Origin of the sequence: Aeromonas sp. DSM 116730 (assembly GCF_046581335.1) — a bacterium.
Taxonomy (GTDB): domain Bacteria; phylum Pseudomonadota; class Gammaproteobacteria; order Enterobacterales; family Aeromonadaceae; genus Aeromonas; species Aeromonas rivipollensis.
On record NZ_CP144265.1, the window covers coordinates 2,038,772 to 2,059,567 of the forward strand.

The window sequence follows — 20,796 nt, forward strand, 5'->3', positions numbered from 1 at the left end:
CAGATAAAATGTCCATGCCGAGCCTGACCGTTCCATCTTGGTGCGTGGACATCTGTGCCCATGGTCGATGGGCATGGCAGGCCGATTAATTGTTATGACTGCATAGAAAATGATTTTTATGCATTTGCTCGTGGAGATAATACCAAATGGGTAAAATGGATAATCATTTATCCCTGTGGGAGTTGCGCTAGATCAATTGGCATGGGGGGCTAATGCAAAAAGTGAGATCCAGGTTGAATTATTGAGCCCAGTCGGGTGGTTACCCCCATCATCTCTCCATGGTGATGCGCTGCGGCTGGCCATCGCCTCGGGGATGCGGGAGCGTGCCAAAGGGCGGGAGAGCAGGGGAATGGCCTCTGTGACCTGGGGTGCCGCCAAGCGAAAATGAATACTTATTCTTTATTTCTGCTGGGGAGGGGTGCCTTGCCTTCCCCTGGTGAAATAGTGGGAAAGCCTGTCGGGCGCGTTCAGGTCAGAAGCTGTCGCATGAATGGGTGCCAATAGGGTTATATTCTTAATTTCAGGCAGAAAATCGGACTTATATCCTGAGCTATTCCATGAATTGCAGCTCTTTTTTGAATTTAATAGGAAGGTTTACGGCATTTACTTTCGATATTTTCGAAAATGACGAAGGGATCTGTGTCCGTAGAGGCGGTAAAATAGCCGCCTGTCACGGTGACGTCCTGTACCCTTGTGGGTCTGGACTGTCTGTGTTTACCCGTTGGAGGATGTATGGCTGAGCTGCGAATAGAGAAACCGACTCTTGTTACCCAGGTGGAGGGTGCCGTGTTTGTAATGGATGCCAATGGCTCCTTGCACCCTGCTACTCTGGGGATGCAGCTGCTGCCGGGAATGCGCCTGCTCACCGAAGGGGACGGGCGTTTCGAGCTGGCCGATCCCGCGAAGACCCCAAACGCCGACCAGCCCGAGCTGGCGCAGACAGAACCGAACCTGGCCATGGATCCCGAGCTGGCCAGCTTGCAGGAGGCCATCCGTCAGGGGGCCGACCCGACCGAGCTGTTTGAGGAGACCGCGGCCGGTAACGCGGCAGCCGCCACGGGTGGCGGTGTGGTCGGCTCCAGCGCTGGCGGCTTTGTGGTGGTGGATCTCAACAGCGAATATACCTTGGCGGAGTCTGGCTTTGACACCGATCATCAGGGCGCCCAGCCAGGGGACGAGCTGCTCTATTCGGAGGATCAGGATCTCCTGGCGGCCATCACCATCACCGAGCCCCAGACCACCGACAACATCATCAACGCCGACGAGGCGACCGGCGTCATCATTCGCGGCTTTGTCGAGGATGTGGAGGTCGGCCAGACCGTCACCGTTACCCTGATAGACCAGGATGGTAACCGCCTCACCACCACCACAGTGGTGCTGCCGGGCTTCGTCTGGGAGGCCAACTTCGGTGATGTCACCGGCAAGCTGGTGGACGGCCCGCTCACCATAGTGGCCGATACCCAGGATGCGGCCGGCAACCGGGCCAGCGACACCGGTCAGACCCTGCTCGACACCATCACCACCATCACGCTGGATCTCAGTGACGAGAGCGACAGCGGCGCCAGCCAGGTGGACGATCTGACCCGCGACACCACGCCGCTGCTGCAAGGCAAGGGAGAGCCCGGAGCCACCGTCACCCTGAGCCTCGGCGGAAACGTTCTGACCGTGCTCACCGTGGATGGCAACGGCAACTGGCAATACCAGATCCCCAGTGACATGGCCGACGGTGCCTATGATTTTCGCGTCGATTCGGTGGACATCGCCGGCAACAGAGCCAGCGACACCCTGACCGTGACCGTCGATACCCGGGCTGGTATCGACATCGACGATCTTGACACCCAGAGCCTGCTGGGCCAGGGCAACGTCACCCTGAGCGGCAGCACCACAGAGGTGGAAGCGGGCCAGCGCGTCACCATCAGCCTCATCGGCCAGAACGGCCAGACCCTTTACAGCGGCTCCGCCCTGGTGGGGAGCGACGGCCGCTGGCAGCTCAATGGCCTGGATCTCTCCGGCATTGAAGGCCCCTTCGAGGTGCGGGCTGAGGTGACGGATCTCGCGGGAAACCGGGTGATCGATGGCGCCCCCCTCATCGGCCAGAGCGATACCCTGACCCTGTCCGAGGCGGATCTGGCCAAGGGCCCGGTGAGCGCCACCGGCTCCCTGCACACGGGGGCGGGCCTGGATGGCAACCTGCAGGTGAGCTTCGGCGCCGATCAGAGCGCCCTCGAGCAGCTCGGCCTCACCAGCCAGGGCTCGGCCCTCAGCTACCAGATAAACGGCCAGACCCTGACCGCGAGCGCGGGGGGGGTCACCGTCTTCACCCTGACCCTGGCCAATGACGGCAGCTATCGCATCCTCTGGCAGCAGAGCCTGGATCACGGCCAGGACAGCCAGAGCCTGCCGTTCTCCCTCGAATACCGCGACAGCGACGGGGATCTGGTGAGCGCCAATCTCACCGTCAAGCTGGTGGACAGCACGCCGCCGGACTTCACCATAGCCTCCATCTCGCTCACGGAAGACGGCTTCACCCAGCAGGGCGCCGTGGTGGGTCAGAGCGAGTTCGTGGTCGGCCACCAGGCCGATCCCCTGCTGGCAGACTCCCTTGCCTTTGCCGACCAGGCCGCGACGCTCACTCGCCTGAACGGCAGCGGGCTCAGCAGCGACGGCCATGTGCTCAGCTTCGAATTCACCGGCGATCGCCTGCTGACCGGCTATTACCAGGATGCCAACGGCAACCGGGTCGAGGTGCTGAAAGCCGAGCTGACAGCCAGCCAAAATGGCAGCGATATCGATGGCAAGGTCACCGTCTCCCTCAATGGCCCCCTGGATCATCAGGGCAGCGACCAGCTCTCCCTCGGCCTCTCCATCTCTGCCAAGGAGATAGACGGTGACGAGACCCGCGCCGATCTCCAGGTCACCATCAATGACGGCATGGATCCCAGCCTCGGCACCGACACTGGCATCAGCCTGCAGGAAGGGGCCGCCGGTCAGAGCCTGGATGGTCAGCTGCCGGTCAATGTGGGCAGCGATCGCCTGGTGTCCCTGAGCTTCGAGGTAAGCCAGCCCGCCTTGGATGGTCTCACCAGCGGCGGCAAGCCGACCAGCTATCAGGTCAATGGCAACCAGGTCACCCTGCTCGATGCCGCTGGCAAGGTGATTTTGACTGTCACCCTGGACCTGGACGGCAAGTACCATGTGCAGCTCGATGGCGTGCTGGATCAACCGGTCAATACCAATAGCGTCAATCTGGGGCTGCAGGTGCAAGGCACCGACTTTGACGGCGACCAGAGCAACCTCGGCACCCTCAACATCCAGATCACCGACGGCGTCTTGCCCCAGGTCGACCCCGTCTCCCTGACTCTGGTGGAGGACAGCAACTGGAGCGCGGCCCAGACCCTCTCCGGGGATCTGAACATCACCGCCGGCAGCGATCCCCTTGCCAACATCAGTTTCGATGCCAGCCAGCCGGGCCTGCAGGGGCTCACCAGCGGCGGCCAGCCCGTTGTCATCAGCATCAGCGGCAACAGCATCAGCGGCGCCGTCAACGGCCAGAATGTCTTTACTCTCACGCTTGATCAGAGAGGTCACTACGTCTTCACCCTGAACCAGCCGCTGGATCAGGGCAGTGCGGAGAGCCTGATCAAGGCGGGCTTCACCTTGACTGATTCGGATGGGGACAAAGTCTCCTCCACCTTGAGCGTCGCCATCGGCGATGGAGCCAACCCGGTGATCAGCGCCGTGACCGGCACCAGCCTGACCGAGTCCAACCAGGGCGACGCCGCCGTGGTGGGCAATATGAGCTTCACCGTGAGCCACGGCTCGGATGCCCTCGATCAGAGCAGCCTCAGGTTCGATATCGCGGCGATCCAGAGCAGTCTGGATGGCAAATACAGCAGCCACGGCAGCCCGGTGACCTTTACCCTGGATGCCAATGGGGATCTGGTGGGCACCAGCGCGGATGGCCGCGAGGTGCTGCGCGCCGAGCTGGACTTGGTGGACAGCAACGGCAACTGGAGCGTCACCACCAAGGTAACCTTGAGCGGTGAGCTGGATCACCAGGGCAGCGAGTCCCTCGACCTGCCTCTTTCCATCACCCTCACGGACAAGGACGGGGACAGGGTCTCCACCCAGTTGCCGCTGACCATCAAGGACGGCAATGCGCCCGGCTTCGTGGCGGGCAGCGGGGTGAGCCTGGACGAGGGCAACCTCGATGGCAGCAACCCCCTGACCGGCACGGGCCACTTCACCGTGGACGCAGGCTCGGATCGGGTGAGCGAGGTGTCGTTCGCCGATCCTGCCGAGCAGCCGGCCCTGACCGCCCTAGGCCAGAGCGTGAAATACGAACTGGTGGACGGCGATGCCGGCATCCCGGGCAACCAGATCCTCAAGGGCTATGTGGAAGTGAACGGGGTACGGGTCGAGGTGTTGCAGGTCGAAATCAGCGGCAAGCTCGACAACGCCGCCAGTAACGGCTTTGACTACAAGGTGACCCTGTTCGAGGGGGTACACCAGACCAATGGCAGTAGCACAGAGCTGCCGTTCAAGGTCAACGTCGTCGACAGCGACAAGGGATCAGGCAACAACGACAGCACCTTGGGCACCCTCAACATCAGCGTTGCGGAAGGGGACAAACCGACCCTCAGCCTCACCGGGGTGACCCTGAATGAAGGGCGCTTCGATGGGGCCGGCAGCAACCAGACGGCGGACGACCAGCAGGCCACCGGCACCCTCACCATCAAGGCGGATTCTGATCCCGTGGTGGACGTACGCCTGACCCTCTCCGGTCAGGTCGTGGACGCCAGCGGCAAGGCCATCACCCACAACGGGGAGACCCTGACCTGGCAGGAGGTGCCGGGCAGTAACGGTCACAGCTTCCAGGGGGTGACTGCGATCGGCACCCTGGTGCTGAGCGTGACCCTGCCGAGCGTGCCGGGCAGCATAGCGGCCCACAGCTCGGCGACCCTGGATTACCAGGTCACTGTGCACACCAACCTGGATCACGGCGCCGACGACAAGCTCACCCTGACCCTGCCGGTCCAGGTGACCGACAGCGACGGCTCGGTGAGCACCGGCAACACCACGGCAGTGATCACCGATGCGGCCAACCCCAGCCTCGGCATCGACACCGGCATCAGCCTGCAGGAAGGGGCCTCTGGCCAGAGCCTGGATGGCCAGCTGCCGGTCAATGTGGGCAGCGATCGCCTGGTGTCCCTGAACTTCGAGGGGAACCAGCCCGCCCTGGATGGTCTCACCAGCGGCGGCAAGCCGACCAGCTATCAGGTCAATGGCAATGTCATCACCCTGCTGGATGCGGGGGGCAAGACGGTGCTGACCGTGACCCTGGATCTGGATGGAAAGTACCATGTGCGGCTCGATGGCGTGCTGGATCAACCTGTGGGCACCAACAGCGTCAATCTGGGGCTGCAGGTGCAAGGCACCGACTTTGACGGCGACCAGAGCAACCTCGGCACCCTCAATATCCAGATCACCGATGGCGCCTTGCCCCAGGTCGACCCCGTCTCCCTGACTCTGACCGAAGATAGCAACTGGAGCGCGGCCCAGACCCTCTCCGGGGATCTCAATATCACCGCCGGCAGCGACCCCCTTGCCAACATCAGTTTCGATGCCAGCCAGCCGGGCCTGCAGGGGCTCACCAGCGGCGGTCAGCCAGTTGTCATCAGCATCAGCGGCAACAGCATCAGCGGCGCCGTCAACGGCCAGAATGTGTTCACCCTCACGCTTGATCAGAAAGGTCACTATGTCTTCACCCTGAACCAGCCGCTGGATCAGGGCAGTGCGGACAGCCTGATCAAGGCGGGCTTCACCCTCACAGACAGTGATGGGGACAAAGTCTCCTCCACCTTGAGCGTCGCCATCGGCGATGGGGCAAACCCGGTGATCAGCGCCGTGACCGGCACCAGCCTGACCGAGGCCAACCAGGGCGACGCCGCCGTGGTGGGCAATATGAGCTTCACCGTGAGCCACGGCTCGGATGCCCTCGATCAGAGCAGCCTCAAGTTCGATATTGCGGCGATCCAGAGCAGTCTGGATGGCAAGTACAGCAGCCACGGCAGCCCGGTGACCTTTACCCTGGATGCCAACGGGGATCTGGTGGGCACCAGCGCGGATGGCCGCGAGGTGCTGCGCGCCGAGCTGGACTTGGTGGATAGCAACGGCAACTGGAGCGTCACCACCAAGGTGACCCTGAGTGGTGAGCTGGATCACCAGGGCAGCGAGTCCCTCGACCTGCCTCTTGCCATCACCCTCACGGACAAGGATGGGGACAGGGTCTCCACCCAGTTGCCGTTGACCATCAAGGACGGCAATGCGCCCGGCTTCGTGGCAGGCAGCGGGGTGAGCCTGGACGAGGGCAACCTCGATGGCAGCAACCCCCTGACCGGCACGGGCCACTTCACCGTGGACGCAGGCTCGGATCGGGTGAGCGAGGTGTCTTTCGCCGATCCCGCCGAGCAGCCGGCCCTGACCGCCCTGGGCCAGAGCGTGAAATACGAACTGGTGGACGGCGATGCCGGCATCCCGGGCAACCAGATCCTCAAGGGCTATGTGGAAGTGAACGGGGTGCGGGTCGAGGTGCTGCAGGTCGAAATCAGCGGCAAGCTCGACAACGCCGCCAGCAACGGTTTTGACTACAAGGTGACCCTGTTCGAGGGGGTACACCAGACCAATGGCAGCAGCACAGCGCTGCCGTTCAAGGTCAACGTCGTCGACAGCGACAAGGGATCAGGCAACAACGACACCACCTCGGGCACCCTCAACATCAGCGTTGCGGAAGGGGACAAACCGACCCTCAGCCTCACCGGGGTGACCCTGAATGAAGGGCGCTTCGATGGGGCTGGCAGCAACCAGACGGCGGACGACCAGCAGGCCAGCGGCACCCTGACCATCGAGGCGGACTCGGATCCCGTGGTGGATGTGCGCCTGACTCTCTTCGGTCAGGTCGTGGATGCCAGCGGCAAGGCCATCACCCACAATGGCGAGACGCTGACCTGGCAGGAGGTGCCGGGCAGTAACGGCCACAGCTTCCAGGGAGTGACCGCGAGCGGCACCCTGGTGCTGAGCGTGACCCTGCCGAGCGTGCCGGGCAGCATAGCGGCCCACAGCTCGGCAACCCTGGATTACCAGGTCACTGTGCACACCAACCTGGATCACGGCGCCGACGACAAGCTGAACCTGACCCTGCCGGTGCGGGTGACCGACAGCGACGGCTCTGTGATCACCGGCAACACAACAGCGGTGATCACCGATGCGGCCGACCCCAGCCTTGGCATCGACACTGGCATCAGCCTGCAGGAAGGGGCCTCTGGCCAGACCCTGGATGGCCAGCTGCCGGTCAATGTGGGCAGTGACCGCCTGGTGTCCCTGAACTTCGAGTCAAGCCAGCCCGCCCTGGATGGTCTCACCAGTGGTGGCAAGCCGACCAGCTATCAGGTCAATGGCAATGTCATCACCCTGCTGGATGCGGGCGGCAAGACGGTGCTGACCGTGACCCTGGACCTGGACGGCAAGTACCATGTGAAGCTCGATGGCGTGCTGGATCAACCGGTCAGCAGCAACAGCGTCAACCTGGGGCTGCAGGTGCAGGGCACCGACTTTGACGGCGACCAGAGCAACCTCGGTACCCTCAACATCCAGATCACCGACGGCGTCTTGCCCCAGGTCGACCCCGTCACCCTGACCCTGGTGGAGGACAGCGACTGGAGCGCGGCCCAGACCCTGTCCGGTGATCTGAACATCACCGCCGGCAGCGATCCCCTTGCCAGCATCAGCTTCGATGCCAGCCAGCCGGGCCTGCAGGGGCTCACCAGCGGTGGGCAGCCGGTCGTTATAAGCGTCAGCGGCAACAGCATCAGCGGCGCCGTCAACGGCCAGAACGTCTTCACCTTGACGCTGGATCAGCAGGGTCACTACGTCTTCACCCTGAACCAGCCGCTGGATCAAGGCAGTGTGGATAGCTTGATCAAGGCGGGCTTTACTCTCACCGACAGTGATGGGGACACCGTTTCTTCTTCCTTGAGCATCGCCATCGGCGATGGGGCCAACCCGGTGATCAGCGCCGTGACCGGCACCAGCCTGACCGAGGCCAACCAAGGCGACGGCGCCGTGGTGGGCAATATGAGCTTCACCGTGAACCACGGTGCTGATGCCTTGGCCCCCGACAGTCTCAGGTTCGATATCAACGCCATCCAGCAGAGCCTGGACGGCAAATACAGCAGCCACGGCAGCCCTGTCACCTTCACCCTGGATGCCAACGGGGAGCTGGTGGGGACCAGCGCCGATGGCCGCGAGGTGCTGCGCGCCGAGCTGGATCTCGTGGACAACAACGGCAACTGGAGCGTCACCACCAAGGTGACCTTGAGCGGCGAGCTGGATCACCAGGGCAGCGAGTCCCTCGACCTGCCCCTGGCCATCACCCTCACGGACAAGGACGGGGACAGGGTCTCCACCCAGTTGCCGCTGACCATCAAGGACGGCAATGCACCTGGCTTCGTGGCGGGCAGCGGGGTGAGCCTGGACGAGGGCAACCTCGATGGCAGCAGCCCCCTGACCGGCACGGGTCACTTCACCGTGGACGCGGGCTCGGATCGGGTGAGCGAGGTGTCGTTCGCCGATATCGCAGAGCAGCCAGCCCTGACTGCCCTGGGTCAGAGCGTGAAATACGAACTGGTGGGCGGCGATGCCAGCATCCCGGGCAACCAGATCCTCAAAGGCTATGTGGACGTGAACGGGGTGCGGGTCGAGGTGCTGCAGGTCGAAATCAGCGGCAAGCTCGACAACGCCGCCAGCAATGGCTTCGACTACAAGGTGACCCTGTTCGAGGGGGTCCACCAGGCCAATGGCAGCAGCACCGAGCTGCCGTTCAAGATCAACGTCGTCGACAGCGACAAGGGGGCCGGCAACAACGACAGCGCCTCGGGCACCCTCAACATCAGCGTTGCGGAAGGGGACAAACCGACCCTCAGCCTCACCGGGGTGACCCTGAACGAAGGGCGCTTCGATGGGGCAGCGAACAACCAGACGGCGGACGACCAGCAGGCCAGCGGCACCCTCACCATCAAGGCGGACTCCGATCCCGTGGTGGACGTGCGCCTGACTCTCTCCGGTCAGGTCGTGGATGCCAGCGGCAAGGCCATCACCCACAATGGCGAGACGCTGACCTGGCAGGAGGTGCCGGGCAGCAAGGGTCACAGCTTCCAGGGGGTGACCGCGAGCGGCACCCTGGTGCTGAGCGTGACCCTGCCGAGCGTGCCGGGCAGCATAGCGGCCCACAGCTCGGCGACCCTGGATTACCAGGTCACTGTGCACACCAACCTGGATCACGGCGCCGACGACAAGCTCAACCTGACCCTGCCAGTGCGGGTGACCGACAGCGATGGCTCTGTGATCACCGGCAACACCACGGCGGTGATCACCGATGCCGCTGACCCCGTGATCAGCTCCATCGGGAGTGTCACCGTCAAGGAGTCGGATCTCAATGGCGGTTCCGGCCAGCACGGCGGCACCAGCCCGTCCGGGACCGGGGAGCTGGCCGTCGGTCAGGTGGTGATCGCCGCCGGGAGCGACAGGGTGGCCGCCCTGCAACTGGATGTGGCCCGCTTCAACGCCCTCAACCAGCTCAGCTCCGGGGGCAAGGCCGTCAGCATCAGCGCCGACAGCCAGCCGGGTGTCTATCTGGGCAAGGACAGCGGGGGCAAGCTCATCTTCAAGCTGACCCTGGATGTCTCCGGCCGTTATACCTTCGAACTGACCGGCAACCTGGACCACAGTGCCCAGGGCAAGGATCTACTGGATATCCAGCTGCCGTTGCAGGCCCTGGACAGCGATGGGGATCTCAGCGGCGAGGTGATAGGTCACGTCAGCGTGCAGGACGATGTGCCCGTCGCGGTCGATGCCGGCAAGACCCTGAACCAGGGGGCGAAAGTGAGCGGCGATCTGCTGGCTACCGCCAGCGAGGGTGCCGACGATGCGGTGGTGAGATCGGTCACCATCAACGGGGTCGAACACCCCATCGCCGCCAGCGGTAATACCACCATTGCGGTCACAGACAGCACTGGCCAGGCCATAGGCACCCTGGTGATCAACGGCGAGGGGAATTACAGCTTCAGCGCCAAGGCGGACATAGATCACAGCAACAACACCCTGGTGCAGAAGATCGACTTCCACCTGGTGGACGGGGATGGGGATACCGATGACGGGGTGCTGACCCTGACCATAAGGGATGAGGCGGGCAAGTTGACCGTCAGTGCCGCCACCGGTGCCGAGGATGCGGGGGCCAGCGACCCCACTCATGGCATCCCCATCACCATGAACCTGGACATAGGCGACTACGATCGGGGCGAGTTTGTCGAGACATTGCTTATCCAGGCCCCTGCCAATACCCATGGCTCCTTCTATTTCAACGGTGTTGCGCTCACTACCATCACTCAGGGTGGCAAGACCTGGTATCAGGTGCCGCCAGCGGCCATGGTGGCGGTGGTCAATACCGATGACAAGTTCCAGTTGACCGGTGTGACCTTCGTTCCCGATCACGACTACTCGAGCTACAACGATGGCGGCAACCCGCTTCGCTTCCCGATCCAGTTGCAGGTCGGCGTCACCGAGGGGAGCAAACCCTCAGTGCTGACCGGCAACCTGGCCATCACTGTGCAGGGCATTGCCGACAAGCCGCTCTGGGATGACGGCAGCACGAATAAGCACTACAGCACCGATGAGGACAGCACCGGCATAGCCCTCAACGTGCAGGCCAGGCTCACCGACACCGATGGCTCAGAGACCCTGAGCTACCAGATCAAGTGGGCGTCCGGGGAGGGCAGCCTGACTCTGAACGGCAAGGTGCTCACGCCCGATGCGAACGGCCTCTATACCGTTTCGGGCAGTGACATCAACAAGATCACAGTCGTGCCCGGCAAGGACTACAGCGGTGACATCAAGCTGGTCGTGACCCCGGTCAGTACCGAGAAAACCCCCGTAGTCACCGGGAAGGAGACAGCCCTTGGGGATCCCATCGATCTCATCATCAACGTCAACCCGCTGGCGGATGACGCCAAGCTGACGGTGCGCGACATCCAGGGCAAGGAAGACAGCCTGCTGGATCTGGGCAGCAAGATAGCGCTCGCCCATCTGGGGGATACTGCTGATGGCTCCGAGCAGATGTTCGTGCGCATCAGCGGCCTGCCCGCCGGTGCCACCCTCTGGCTCGGCGGCGTGGCGGTCACCCTGGATGCGAACGGTTATTACGAGGTGCCCTATGCCCGCATCGGCGAGCTCAAGCTCGAGCCGCCGAAGGACAGCAACGTCGACTTCGATCTCAACATCCAGGGGGTGGTAAAGGATACCGCCACCCTGACCGATGCCAATGGTCAGACCCAGACAGTGGTCAACGAGAAGGTGACCGGCAGCCAGGGCCTGCATGTGGATCTGGTGGGGGTGGTGGATGAGCCTCATTTTAATCTGGACAGTACCGGCTGGAGCCAGGATGGCAAGGGCTACACCACCACCATAGGGGAAGATGGCAAGGCGCCGCTGGACTTCAAACTGACGTCGGGGGAGACGACGAGCGATGGTTCCGAAACCCTCAACCTGGTGCTGGAAGGCTTGCCGGAAGGGGCCAAGGTGTTCGATGGCAACGGCAAGGAGCTCACCCTCACCTTCGCCGGGCTCGACGCCCAGGGCAAGCCGACCTATCAGGTCGACGTCTCGAGTCTGGGCAACCTGCAGATCCAGCCACCCCCCAACAGCACCGCCGATATCCACCTTATCGGCCACGTGGTGGTGACCGAGAACGACGGGGATCACCAGAGTTTCGATGTTCCGCTCACCATCAAGGTGGAGCCCGCGATCGATGCCGGTGACTATGCCAAGACCAGCCATGGTCTGGAGGATGAGTTCGCCGTGCTCGACTGGCAGCCGGACCTGACCGACAGCGCCGAAAAGGTGACTCACCTCAGCCTCTCCGACATAGAGCCGGGTTACGAGATCTGGATCCGGGTGGGCGGGGCCGAGACCCAGCTTAACGTGACGGGCGGCAAGGTGGAGTTGAGTGACGCGGATCTGAAGAGCCTGCTCGGCGGCGGTCAGCTGCTGGTGAAGGCGCCACAAGACAGCGACAGGGACACCACCATCAAAAGCCATGTCACCGTGACTCAGAAAGATGTGGATTCCAATGTTGTAGTCAGCAAAGAGGTCAATGGTCAGCTGCACGTGGATATCCAGGCCGTGGTCGAACCGGATGGCAACCTAGTGCAGCAGGGTGGGGATCTGGTCAGCCCGGATGGTCATGACATCCCGCTCAAAGATGTCTTCGTGTTCGATGACAGGGATCCGACCAGCGATGAGGTCATCGACTACCTGGTCATCAGCGATCTGCCCCCCGGCTTCGTGGTGGTGGGGGGGATCAACGACGGCCAGGGCAACTGGACAGTGCCTAACAGCGCCCTCGGGAGCTTCTCCCTGCGTTCACCGGATGGTTTCACCGGCACTGCCACCTTCAAGGTCAGCGCCAAGGTGATCGATCTTGGCGACAACAACGAAGGGGATGTCAGCGCACCGGCTTATCGGGAGATCACCACCAGCGCCGAGTTCAAAGGTGCAACCAACTCTGGCCAGCTTGCGGCCGGCATCGATCTCGACAACAGCCAGCCCATCACAGGGGTAGAGGATCACGGCGTCAACTTTGGCACCCAGCTCAAGAGCATGGTGACCCTGGGGACGGCAAACATCGGTGATGACGAGCTCAGCATAGTCCTCACCGGTCTGCCCCCCGGCGTTAGCGTGCAGGGGCTCACCTTCGACTTCGTCAACGGCGAGTACCTCATCAAGCTGCCGGGTGGCCTCAGTGACCTCGACAAGCTGACCCTGACCCTGCCGGAGGATTACGCCGGCAGCGGCCTGAGCTTCAACGTGCGTCTGGTCAATACCGACACAGTGAGCGGCAACACCAATACGGTGGAGAAGGTCGTTTCCCTCTCCATCACCCCCGAGGTGGACATCAAGGGCGGCGCGGATGGCCAGCCCGAGCTGCACCTGCAGGTGAAGGAGGTGAACGGTCAGCCGAGCAACCTGGAAGACACCGAGATCCACCTCGATCTCTCGGTCAAACTCGCGGACATCAGCCCCTCGGTGGCCAACGGCGGCCTGGAGACGGTGGAGCGGGTAACCCTGACCGTCGATGCCCAGTATGGCCATTTCCTCGATGCTAATAGGAATCCCGTCCAGTCCCTGGTGGTGGATGCCAATGGCCTCAAGGATCTGGTGTTCGTACCCAGGGAGCACTTCAGCGGTCAGGTACCCCTGGGCATCAAGGTCGACATTCTGGACAGTGCCACCACGGGGACGGATCGCGGCAGCTGGAGCGGCAATGCGAGCTTTGAGGTGCTGCCGGTCAATGATCCGGCCCAGCTCACGGTGAAGGATGTGAGCGGCAACGAGGATGGCAGCGTCAGCCTCGGCGGGCTAGGCGCGACCCTGGTCGACAATGATGGATCCGAACAGATAGTGGCGCTGCAGATCAAGGGCGTGCCGGATGGCTTCACCCTGTCGGCACCGGCGGTCAACAACGGCGGTGGCGTATGGCAGGTGCCTGTGGGCACAGACTTCTCCAAGCTGACCCTGATCCCGCCCGCCAACTTCAGCGGCAACGTGGAGCTCACCCTGAGCGCCTTCACCCAGGATTTGGGGCTCACCATGCCCCTCGAGACCAAGGGCAGCTTCACCGTCACCGTCAAGCCGGTGGGGGATGTCATCATCGCCGACATTCAGGACAAGGCGAGCGGCACCGAGGGGGACGTGGTCACCCTCAACCTGGGGCTGGAGACCAAGGACACCCAGGCCACCGGCGGCAGCGCCACCAACGTTAACGAGAACGGCCCGGAGCAGGTGCGGGTCACCATAGAAGGGGTACCCGATGGGGCAGAGATCCGTCTGCCGAGCGGGGTGACCGGCACTGTGGTGGATCTGGGCGGCGGCGTCTGGCAAGTGACCACGACGGGCGGCAAGCTGGCGGCCGTGGAGCTGGTGACCAACGACGCCAATGGCACCCTGGATCTCAAGGTGACGGCCCAGAGCCTGGACAACGGCGCCCTCGGCCCCGAGGTCAGTGGCACCATCCAGGTGGAGGTGAGCCCGGTCAACGACGCCCCCATCAACGTGCTGCCAACGGATCCCCAGGTGGCCCAGGAGGACAAGCCCTTCACCATTCAGGGTTTGCAGGTGAAGGATGTGGACGCGGGCAGCGGCACCATGGAGGTGCGCCTGTCGGTGGAGCACGGCACCCTCAACCTGCCGGCAGGCAGCGGCGTGACCCTGACCGGCAACGGCACCGGCTCTCTGGTGCTGACCGGCACCCTGGCGGATCTCAACGCCTTGCTCTCTGGTGGCGTGACCTATCAGGGCAACGGCGACTTCCACGGCAATGACGCCCTGACCATGGTCACCAATGATCTGGGCAACACCGGCAGCGGCGGGGCGCTCGGCGACACAGACGTGCTGCCCATCGAGGTGCAAGCGGTCAATGATGCCCCCGTCAACCTGCTGCCGGGCACCCCTCAGGTGGCACAGGAGGATACCCCCTTCGTCATCAAGGGCCTGCAGGTACAGGACGTGGATGCGGGCAGCAGTCCCATGGAGGTGCGTCTGTCGGTCCTGCACGGCACCCTGGTGCTGGCGGACGGCAGCGGGGTGACGGTGACTGGCAGCGGCAGCGATACCCTGGTGCTGAGCGGATCGCAAGATGCCATCAATGCCCTGCTGGCGGGCGGCGTGACCTATCAGGGCGAGCAGGACTTCAATGGCCAGGATGCCCTGACCATGGTGACCAACGACAAGGGCAACACCGGCAGCGGTGGCGCCCTGGTCGACACCGACGTGCTGCCCATCGAGGTGCAGGCGGTCAACGATGCCCCTGTGACCCAGGTGCCGGGCGCCATGCAGGTGAAGGAAGATGGTTCACTGTCCCTCGCCGGGATCAGCGTGAAGGACGTGGATGCGGGCACTGCCCCCATCTCCATGGTGCTGAGGGTCGAACACGGCGTGCTGACCCTGCTCGGGGCGGCGGGCGCCGTCTCGGTGCAGGGGGCGGGCAGCAGCGAGATCACCCTGGTGGGCTCCCTTGATGATCTTAACAACCTCATCAATGGCAACCTGCATTACGAGCCGGCCAAGGACTTCTGGGGACAGGACAACCTGACCATCACCACTTCGGATCAGGGCAATACCGGATCGGGCGGTGTCCTGACCGACAGCGCCCAGATTGGCATCCAGGTGACCGCAGAGGCAGACGATCCCCAGCTCAGCCTGGGCACCCACGACATCCATGCCCTGCAAGGGGCCTGGGTGCCGCTCAACCTGAGCGCCAGCGTGGTCAACCCGGCAACCGGCGAACTCTCCATCCGCATCCAGAATCTGGGGAGCGCCCAGGTGGTGGACGAGCACGGCCAGAGCGTGGGTCATGCGGACAGCAACGGCGACTGGCTGCTGCCGGGGGATCAGTCCGTGCCCCTCTACCTCAGCGGTCTGACGGCGGGGGATCATGCCCTGACCCTGAGTGCGGAATCCAGCGCGGGTGGCAGCACCCTGAGATCGGCCGAGGAGACCCTCAACATCCACAGCCAGAGCGGCCATGACCTGCTGGGCTCGGATCAGAGTGACTGGCTGTTCGGCTCCACCGGCGACGATCGCATACTGGGCGGCCTGGGGGATGACGTGCTCCGGGGCGGTCAGGGCAATGACATCCTGACCGGTGGTGCAGGCAGCGATCTCTTCGTGTGGGGCAGTGGCGATGAAGGAACGGCGGCCTTGCCGGCCATCGACACCGTCACCGACTTCCACCCGGAGGAGGGGGACAAGATAGATCTGGCGGACCTGCTCAAGGGGGTGACCGACAACAGCGTGGATGGCTTGCTGGGCCACCTCTCTGCGTCTGTGACCGCCGGCAACGGCGGGCTGAGCGACGTGAGCCTGTCGGTCTCCCCGGCGGGGGATGGTCAGGTGACCCAGCAGATCACCCTGAAGGACGTGGATCTGAGCGGCTGGAACCTGAGCGGCTCCTCCTCCCACGACATACTGCAGTCCATGCTGGATCAGCACAGCCTGATCATCCAGCACCCCTGAATCTGAGGGAGACAGCACCATGGAAAAGAGCCGGCAATTGCCGGCTCTTGTTTTATCACTGCCTGTTTGTTACTGCGGGTTGATCACCGCGTAACCGGATCTCTGCGTGGATTGTTTTTTGTTATCAGTCGGGCACCCGGGTCGGTCAGGCCAGCGCCTGGGCCAGCAGGTGGATCGGATGCTCGCAGCGGCAGATCGGAGTGCTCATCTCGATAAGTCTCTGCTTATGCCCCCGACTGTCGCCCGCTATACCAATGCCTGGGCAAGCAGATGGATCGGATGCTCGCAGCGGAACGCCGTGCTCATCTCGATCTGCCATTTGCAGGTCTCGCAGTCGGTGATCACCAGATCAGGCTTGAGGCGGTTTATCTGATCGAACAGCCCCTCACCTATGGTCTGGCTGGTCTCGTAGTTCTCCGACTTGAAGCCGTAGGTACCGGCGATGCCGCAGCACTGGGAGTCGAGCACGGTCACCTTGACCCCGGGAATGGCGCGCAGCAATTCGAGGGTGTAGATGACGCCCCCCATCTTCTCCATGTGGCAGGGGGTGTGGTAGGCGATGTGCAGGTTGAGCGGTTTCATCGCCGGTTTGTTGCCCCGGTAGAACTCGTTCCACAGGAAGCGGGTCACCAGGGAGATGCGATCCCGCACCTTGCGGTTGTCCTGCTCCAGCAGGTGGGGGTATTCATCGCGCAGGGTGAAGCCGCAGGTGGAGGAGGTGGCCAGGAGCGGCATCTCGTTGCCCAGCAGGCTGTTCTCCATCTGCTGAATGTTGAAGGCCGCCTGCTGCTTGGCCTTGTCCATGAAGCCGTTGGCAATGAGCGGCACGCCGCAGCACTTCTCCCGATCCAGCAGTTGCATGCCTATGTTCATGGCGTTGAGCACCTGCACCAGCTCCTTGCCGAGCTGCGGGTGGTTGTAGTTGACGTAGCAGCCGTGGAAGTAGGCGATCTGGCGCTCGAAGCGGGCCTGGGTGGCCTTCTGCTTTTTGTACCAGCCACGGAAGGTGCCCTGGGAATACTTGGGCAGATCCCGGTGGGAGGAGACCCCCAGCGCCTTGTCCAGCACCAGCTTCATCGGCTTGAGGCCGGTGGTGAAGTTGACCACGGGGGCCATCAGGGTAGACATGCTGCCCATCAGATCGGTGTGGGAGAGCACGAACTCGCGGATCCCCGGTTTGAAGCCGCTGTACTGGTGCTTGGCCTTGGCAATGATGTCGCCGATGCGCACCCCGCTTGGGCAGGCCACCTCACAGCGTTTGCAGTTGGTGCAGTGCTTGAGGGCGCTGTCAAAGAGCTCCGGGCTTTTGATGCGCAGCCGCTCCCCATCCGGGCCCGCCTGCTTGGGGCCCGGGTAGGCGGGGTTGGCCTTGGCCACCGGGCAGTAGGCGGTGCAGACGGTGCATTTGATGCACTGATCGAAGGTTTGATTGGCGTGATCCAGTAGCATGTCAGTTCTCCTCCCGGCGATGATGAAGACACGGGATATGGGACGAAGTAATCATTGGGCCGCGCCCAGAATATGGCCGGCAGCCTGCCAGCCGGTGGCGACCGCGACCCCGGAGCCCGAGCCTTCTCGCACGGGATCGTAGTGGGCCAGCACGCTGCCGGCGCCATAGAGGTTGGCAAGGGGCTTGCCGCCGCGCAGCACTCGCAGCTGGTCGTCCGTCTTGACCCCGAAGCCCATGAAGGGGTGGTGGTCGAACAGGCGGCGGCCGGCCCAGGCGTCGCGCTCGGGGAGGCTCAAGACGTCGGCGTCGAAGATGGGCTCGCGAATGCCGCCGAGGCGGGACTCCAGCCCGCGGCTGAAGAAGCTGCCGGAGGCGAGCACGAAGTGGTCCGCCTCGAACAGCTGATCGTCGCCGTTCTGGCTGTGCACGCCTACCACCCGATCGCCGTCGTAGCTGGCGCCCAGCACCCGTTCGCTGGTGAGGAAGGTGCCGCCGAGGGCCAGGAAGCGGCGCTTGAGCGCCTCCTGCATCCGCATCCCGATGAGGGACGGCGGCATGGTGGCCACCTCCTTGATGGTGCAGCCGGTGCGCGCCTCCAGCTCAGCCAGACGGGGGCCGACCAGCCCCAGCGACAGGCAGGCGGGCAGCACTATATGGCGGCAGCCAGGCTCGCCGCACTCCTGCACCATGCGGCCTATCTCGCGGGCCAGATCCGTCAGCAGGTCCTGCTTGTCGTGCTGCTGTTTGTCAAACAGGCGGGCGATATCGGCGGAGCGAAACTCGTGGGGATTGCGGCTGAATGCGGCGAGCTGGGGCAGGCGAATTTCACCGGTCAGGATGCGGCAGTGGGCGAAGCGGGAATGGGTCGCCAGATTGGCAGCCGCCAGCACCGGGTGGAAGTCGCGAAAGCCCTCGAGCGTCGCCAGCAGCAGGACGTCCGGGGCGGGGGCCTCCGTGACGCAGGCGCAGGTCTCGGGGGAGAGCCAGGTGGATTTCAGGGTGCCGATGGGGGTCAGCCGCTGATGGTTGCGTTCCTGGCGAAACAGGGGCAACCCCTGCTCGTGGCAGTGGCGCTGCAGATCCGTGAGGCTCGCCTCTATATTGGTCAACCCCACCTTGCTGTAGGGGTGATCCGGATGGGCGGCCATAAAGGCGGGCAGGGTGGCGCGAGGGTCGCCTTCGCTTTCGAGCAGATCCACCGAGCCGGAAGAGAAGTGCAGGGCGCTCTGGCCCGAGGCCATCAGCAGGGTCTTCTGGCCCGCCTCGGCCAGACGCAGGGCCGCCGACAGGCCTGCCATGCCGCCGCCTATCACGATAGTGTCAAATTTCATGGCTGCACTCCTTGGCTGGATGGGCTTGACGAGGTCCGGGCGAGGGGAAAGGGGGGATCGCTCACCAGATGGGGCGCCGTCCATTCCCCCAGGCCAAAGAGCCCTTCGTAGATCCAGTAGGTAAACTCGGCTTCGCGCAGGGCATCCCCCCAGAGCACGGGGCGGGTCCCCTTGTAACGCTCCTCCAGGAACTGGCGCAGCATGACGCAGGCCTCACGGCCATCGGCCTTGCCGTACTCCTGCATCAGACCGGCGGCGCGGTAGGCGCACAGCTCTCCCTGACAGGGACCCATGCCGAGGCGAGTGCGGCGGCGCAGATCCACCAGGTTGTCCACGTCGAGCTCGCGCAGGGCGTATTCGATTTCGCCTGCGGTCACCATCTCGCACTCGCAGATGAGGGCGTTGGCCTTGGGGTTGTCCCGGAAGAAGGCGATGACCCGCTCGCCGTGGCGGTATTGGGCGGAGCCTTCGACCGGCACCGAGAGACCGGGGGCCGAGACCTTCTCAGGATCCCGCGAGCCGGGCAGATTGAGTTCGGCGGTGCGGCAGGGCCGGGAATTGCCCAGCTTGTTGGCGACGAGATCGGTGGCCCACTCCGCCATCAGGCGGTAGGTCATCAGCTTGCCGCCGGTGATGGTGTTGAAGCCCTTGAGACCGTCACGATCGCTGTGATCCAGCAGCACTATGCCGCGACTGATGTTGCGGCCGGTGTCGTCACCGTCCACCGCCACCAGGGGGCGCACCCCGGCGTAGGCGCGCAGCAAGCGGGTGCGGGCCATGATGGGGGCGAGCTTGATCCCTTCGCGCAGCAGCACCTCTACCTCTTCGGGCTCGACGGTGAGCTGATCAATCTTGTTGTAATCGATGCGGCTGGACGTGGTGCCGATGAGGGAGATGGTATCGCCCGGCACCAGAATGTCCGCGTCAGCCGGCTTGCGGGCGCGGTTGAGCACCAGCTGGTTGATGCGGTAATCCATGATGAGCAGGGAGCCCTTGGCCGGGAACATGCGGATGCCGAGATCGGCGTATTCGCAGATTTGCTGGCCCCAGATGCCGGCGGCGTTGATCACCTCCTGGCACTCCACCTCGAACGCTTCGCCGGTGCGGGTGTTGATGGCCTTGACCCCGTGCACCCGATCTTGCGTGCGCAGCAGCCCCAGCACCTTGCTGTGGGTGAAGATGCGGGCGCCATGTTCCTTGGCATCCAAGACGTTTGCGGCGGCCAGGCGGAAGGGATCGACGGTGCCATCCGGCACATGAATGGCGCCTATCATCGCCGGGTTGGCGTTGGGTTCGAGCCGCAGCGCCTCGCGGGGATCCAGCTGGCGTGTCTCTATGCCCGCCAGGGCGCAGGCATCCATAAAGGTACTTTGGAAATGGATGTCATCTTCCGGCAGGGTGAGGAAGAGGCCGCCGGTCGCCTCCACGCAGTGGCTGGCGATCCGCTTGAGGATGCGGTTCTCCTGAATGCACTCGCGGGCGGACTCCGGATCCGTCACCGCGTAGCGGGCCCCCGAATGGAGCAGGCCGTGGTTGCGCCCCGTGGTGCCTGCGGCTATGTCATCCCGCTCCAGCAGGATGCAGTCGATGCCGCGCAGGGCGCAATCGCGCATGATGCCGGCCCCGGTAGCGCCGCCGCCTATGATGACGACTTCTGTGGTTATTCTTTTCATTCTTGCCCGTCTCATCTCGTCCAGATGGGGCCAGTGTGGCGCCTGTCTGGCTGAAAATGTTTGATATGGGCCAAATTAATGTTCGCAAACGCTCATTGATGGTGGGGTTGATGAGCGAACTGTGACCATAGTCACATCCCGATCAGGGCGGGACCAGGGTCGGCACCTCAAAAAAGAGAAAAGCGGGAAGGGGTATACGGGATAGAGCAGAGAGTCG

The 20,796-nt window shown here is 63.5% G+C and carries 4 protein-coding genes; 1 reads left to right on the plus strand and 3 read right to left on the minus strand.

What is annotated here, in order from left to right; genetic code table 11:
- Positions 1 to 732 precede the first annotated feature (732 nt).
- Positions 733 to 16,125: a retention module-containing protein gene (locus tag Aeroheme_RS09340; protein WP_411167144.1), complete on the plus strand. Its 15,393-nt coding sequence runs from the start codon at positions 733 to 735 to the stop codon at positions 16,123 to 16,125.
- Between the two features lie 246 nt (positions 16,126 to 16,371).
- Here the strand turns inward: Aeroheme_RS09340 and glpC are convergent, their stop codons facing one another.
- The 3 genes from glpC to glpA are packed head-to-tail and all read right to left on the minus strand — an operon-like array spanning position 16,372 to position 20,579.
- The gene (glpC, locus tag Aeroheme_RS09345; protein WP_411167145.1) at positions 16,372 to 17,574 is read right to left on the minus strand and encodes an anaerobic glycerol-3-phosphate dehydrogenase subunit GlpC; all 1,203 of its coding nucleotides are present in this window, start codon (positions 17,572 to 17,574) and stop codon (positions 16,372 to 16,374) included.
- A 51-nt stretch (positions 17,575 to 17,625) separates the two neighbouring features.
- Positions 17,626 to 18,906, minus strand: a complete 1,281-nt coding sequence (gene glpB, locus Aeroheme_RS09350; protein WP_411167146.1) for a glycerol-3-phosphate dehydrogenase subunit GlpB — start codon at positions 18,904 to 18,906, stop codon at positions 17,626 to 17,628.
- Complete coding sequence (gene glpA, locus Aeroheme_RS09355; RefSeq protein ID WP_411167147.1) at positions 18,903 to 20,579, minus strand: anaerobic glycerol-3-phosphate dehydrogenase subunit A; 1,677 nt, start codon at positions 20,577 to 20,579, stop codon at positions 18,903 to 18,905. The genes glpB and glpA overlap by 4 nt, the downstream gene beginning before the upstream one ends.
- Between the last annotated feature and the right edge of the window lie 217 nt (positions 20,580 to 20,796).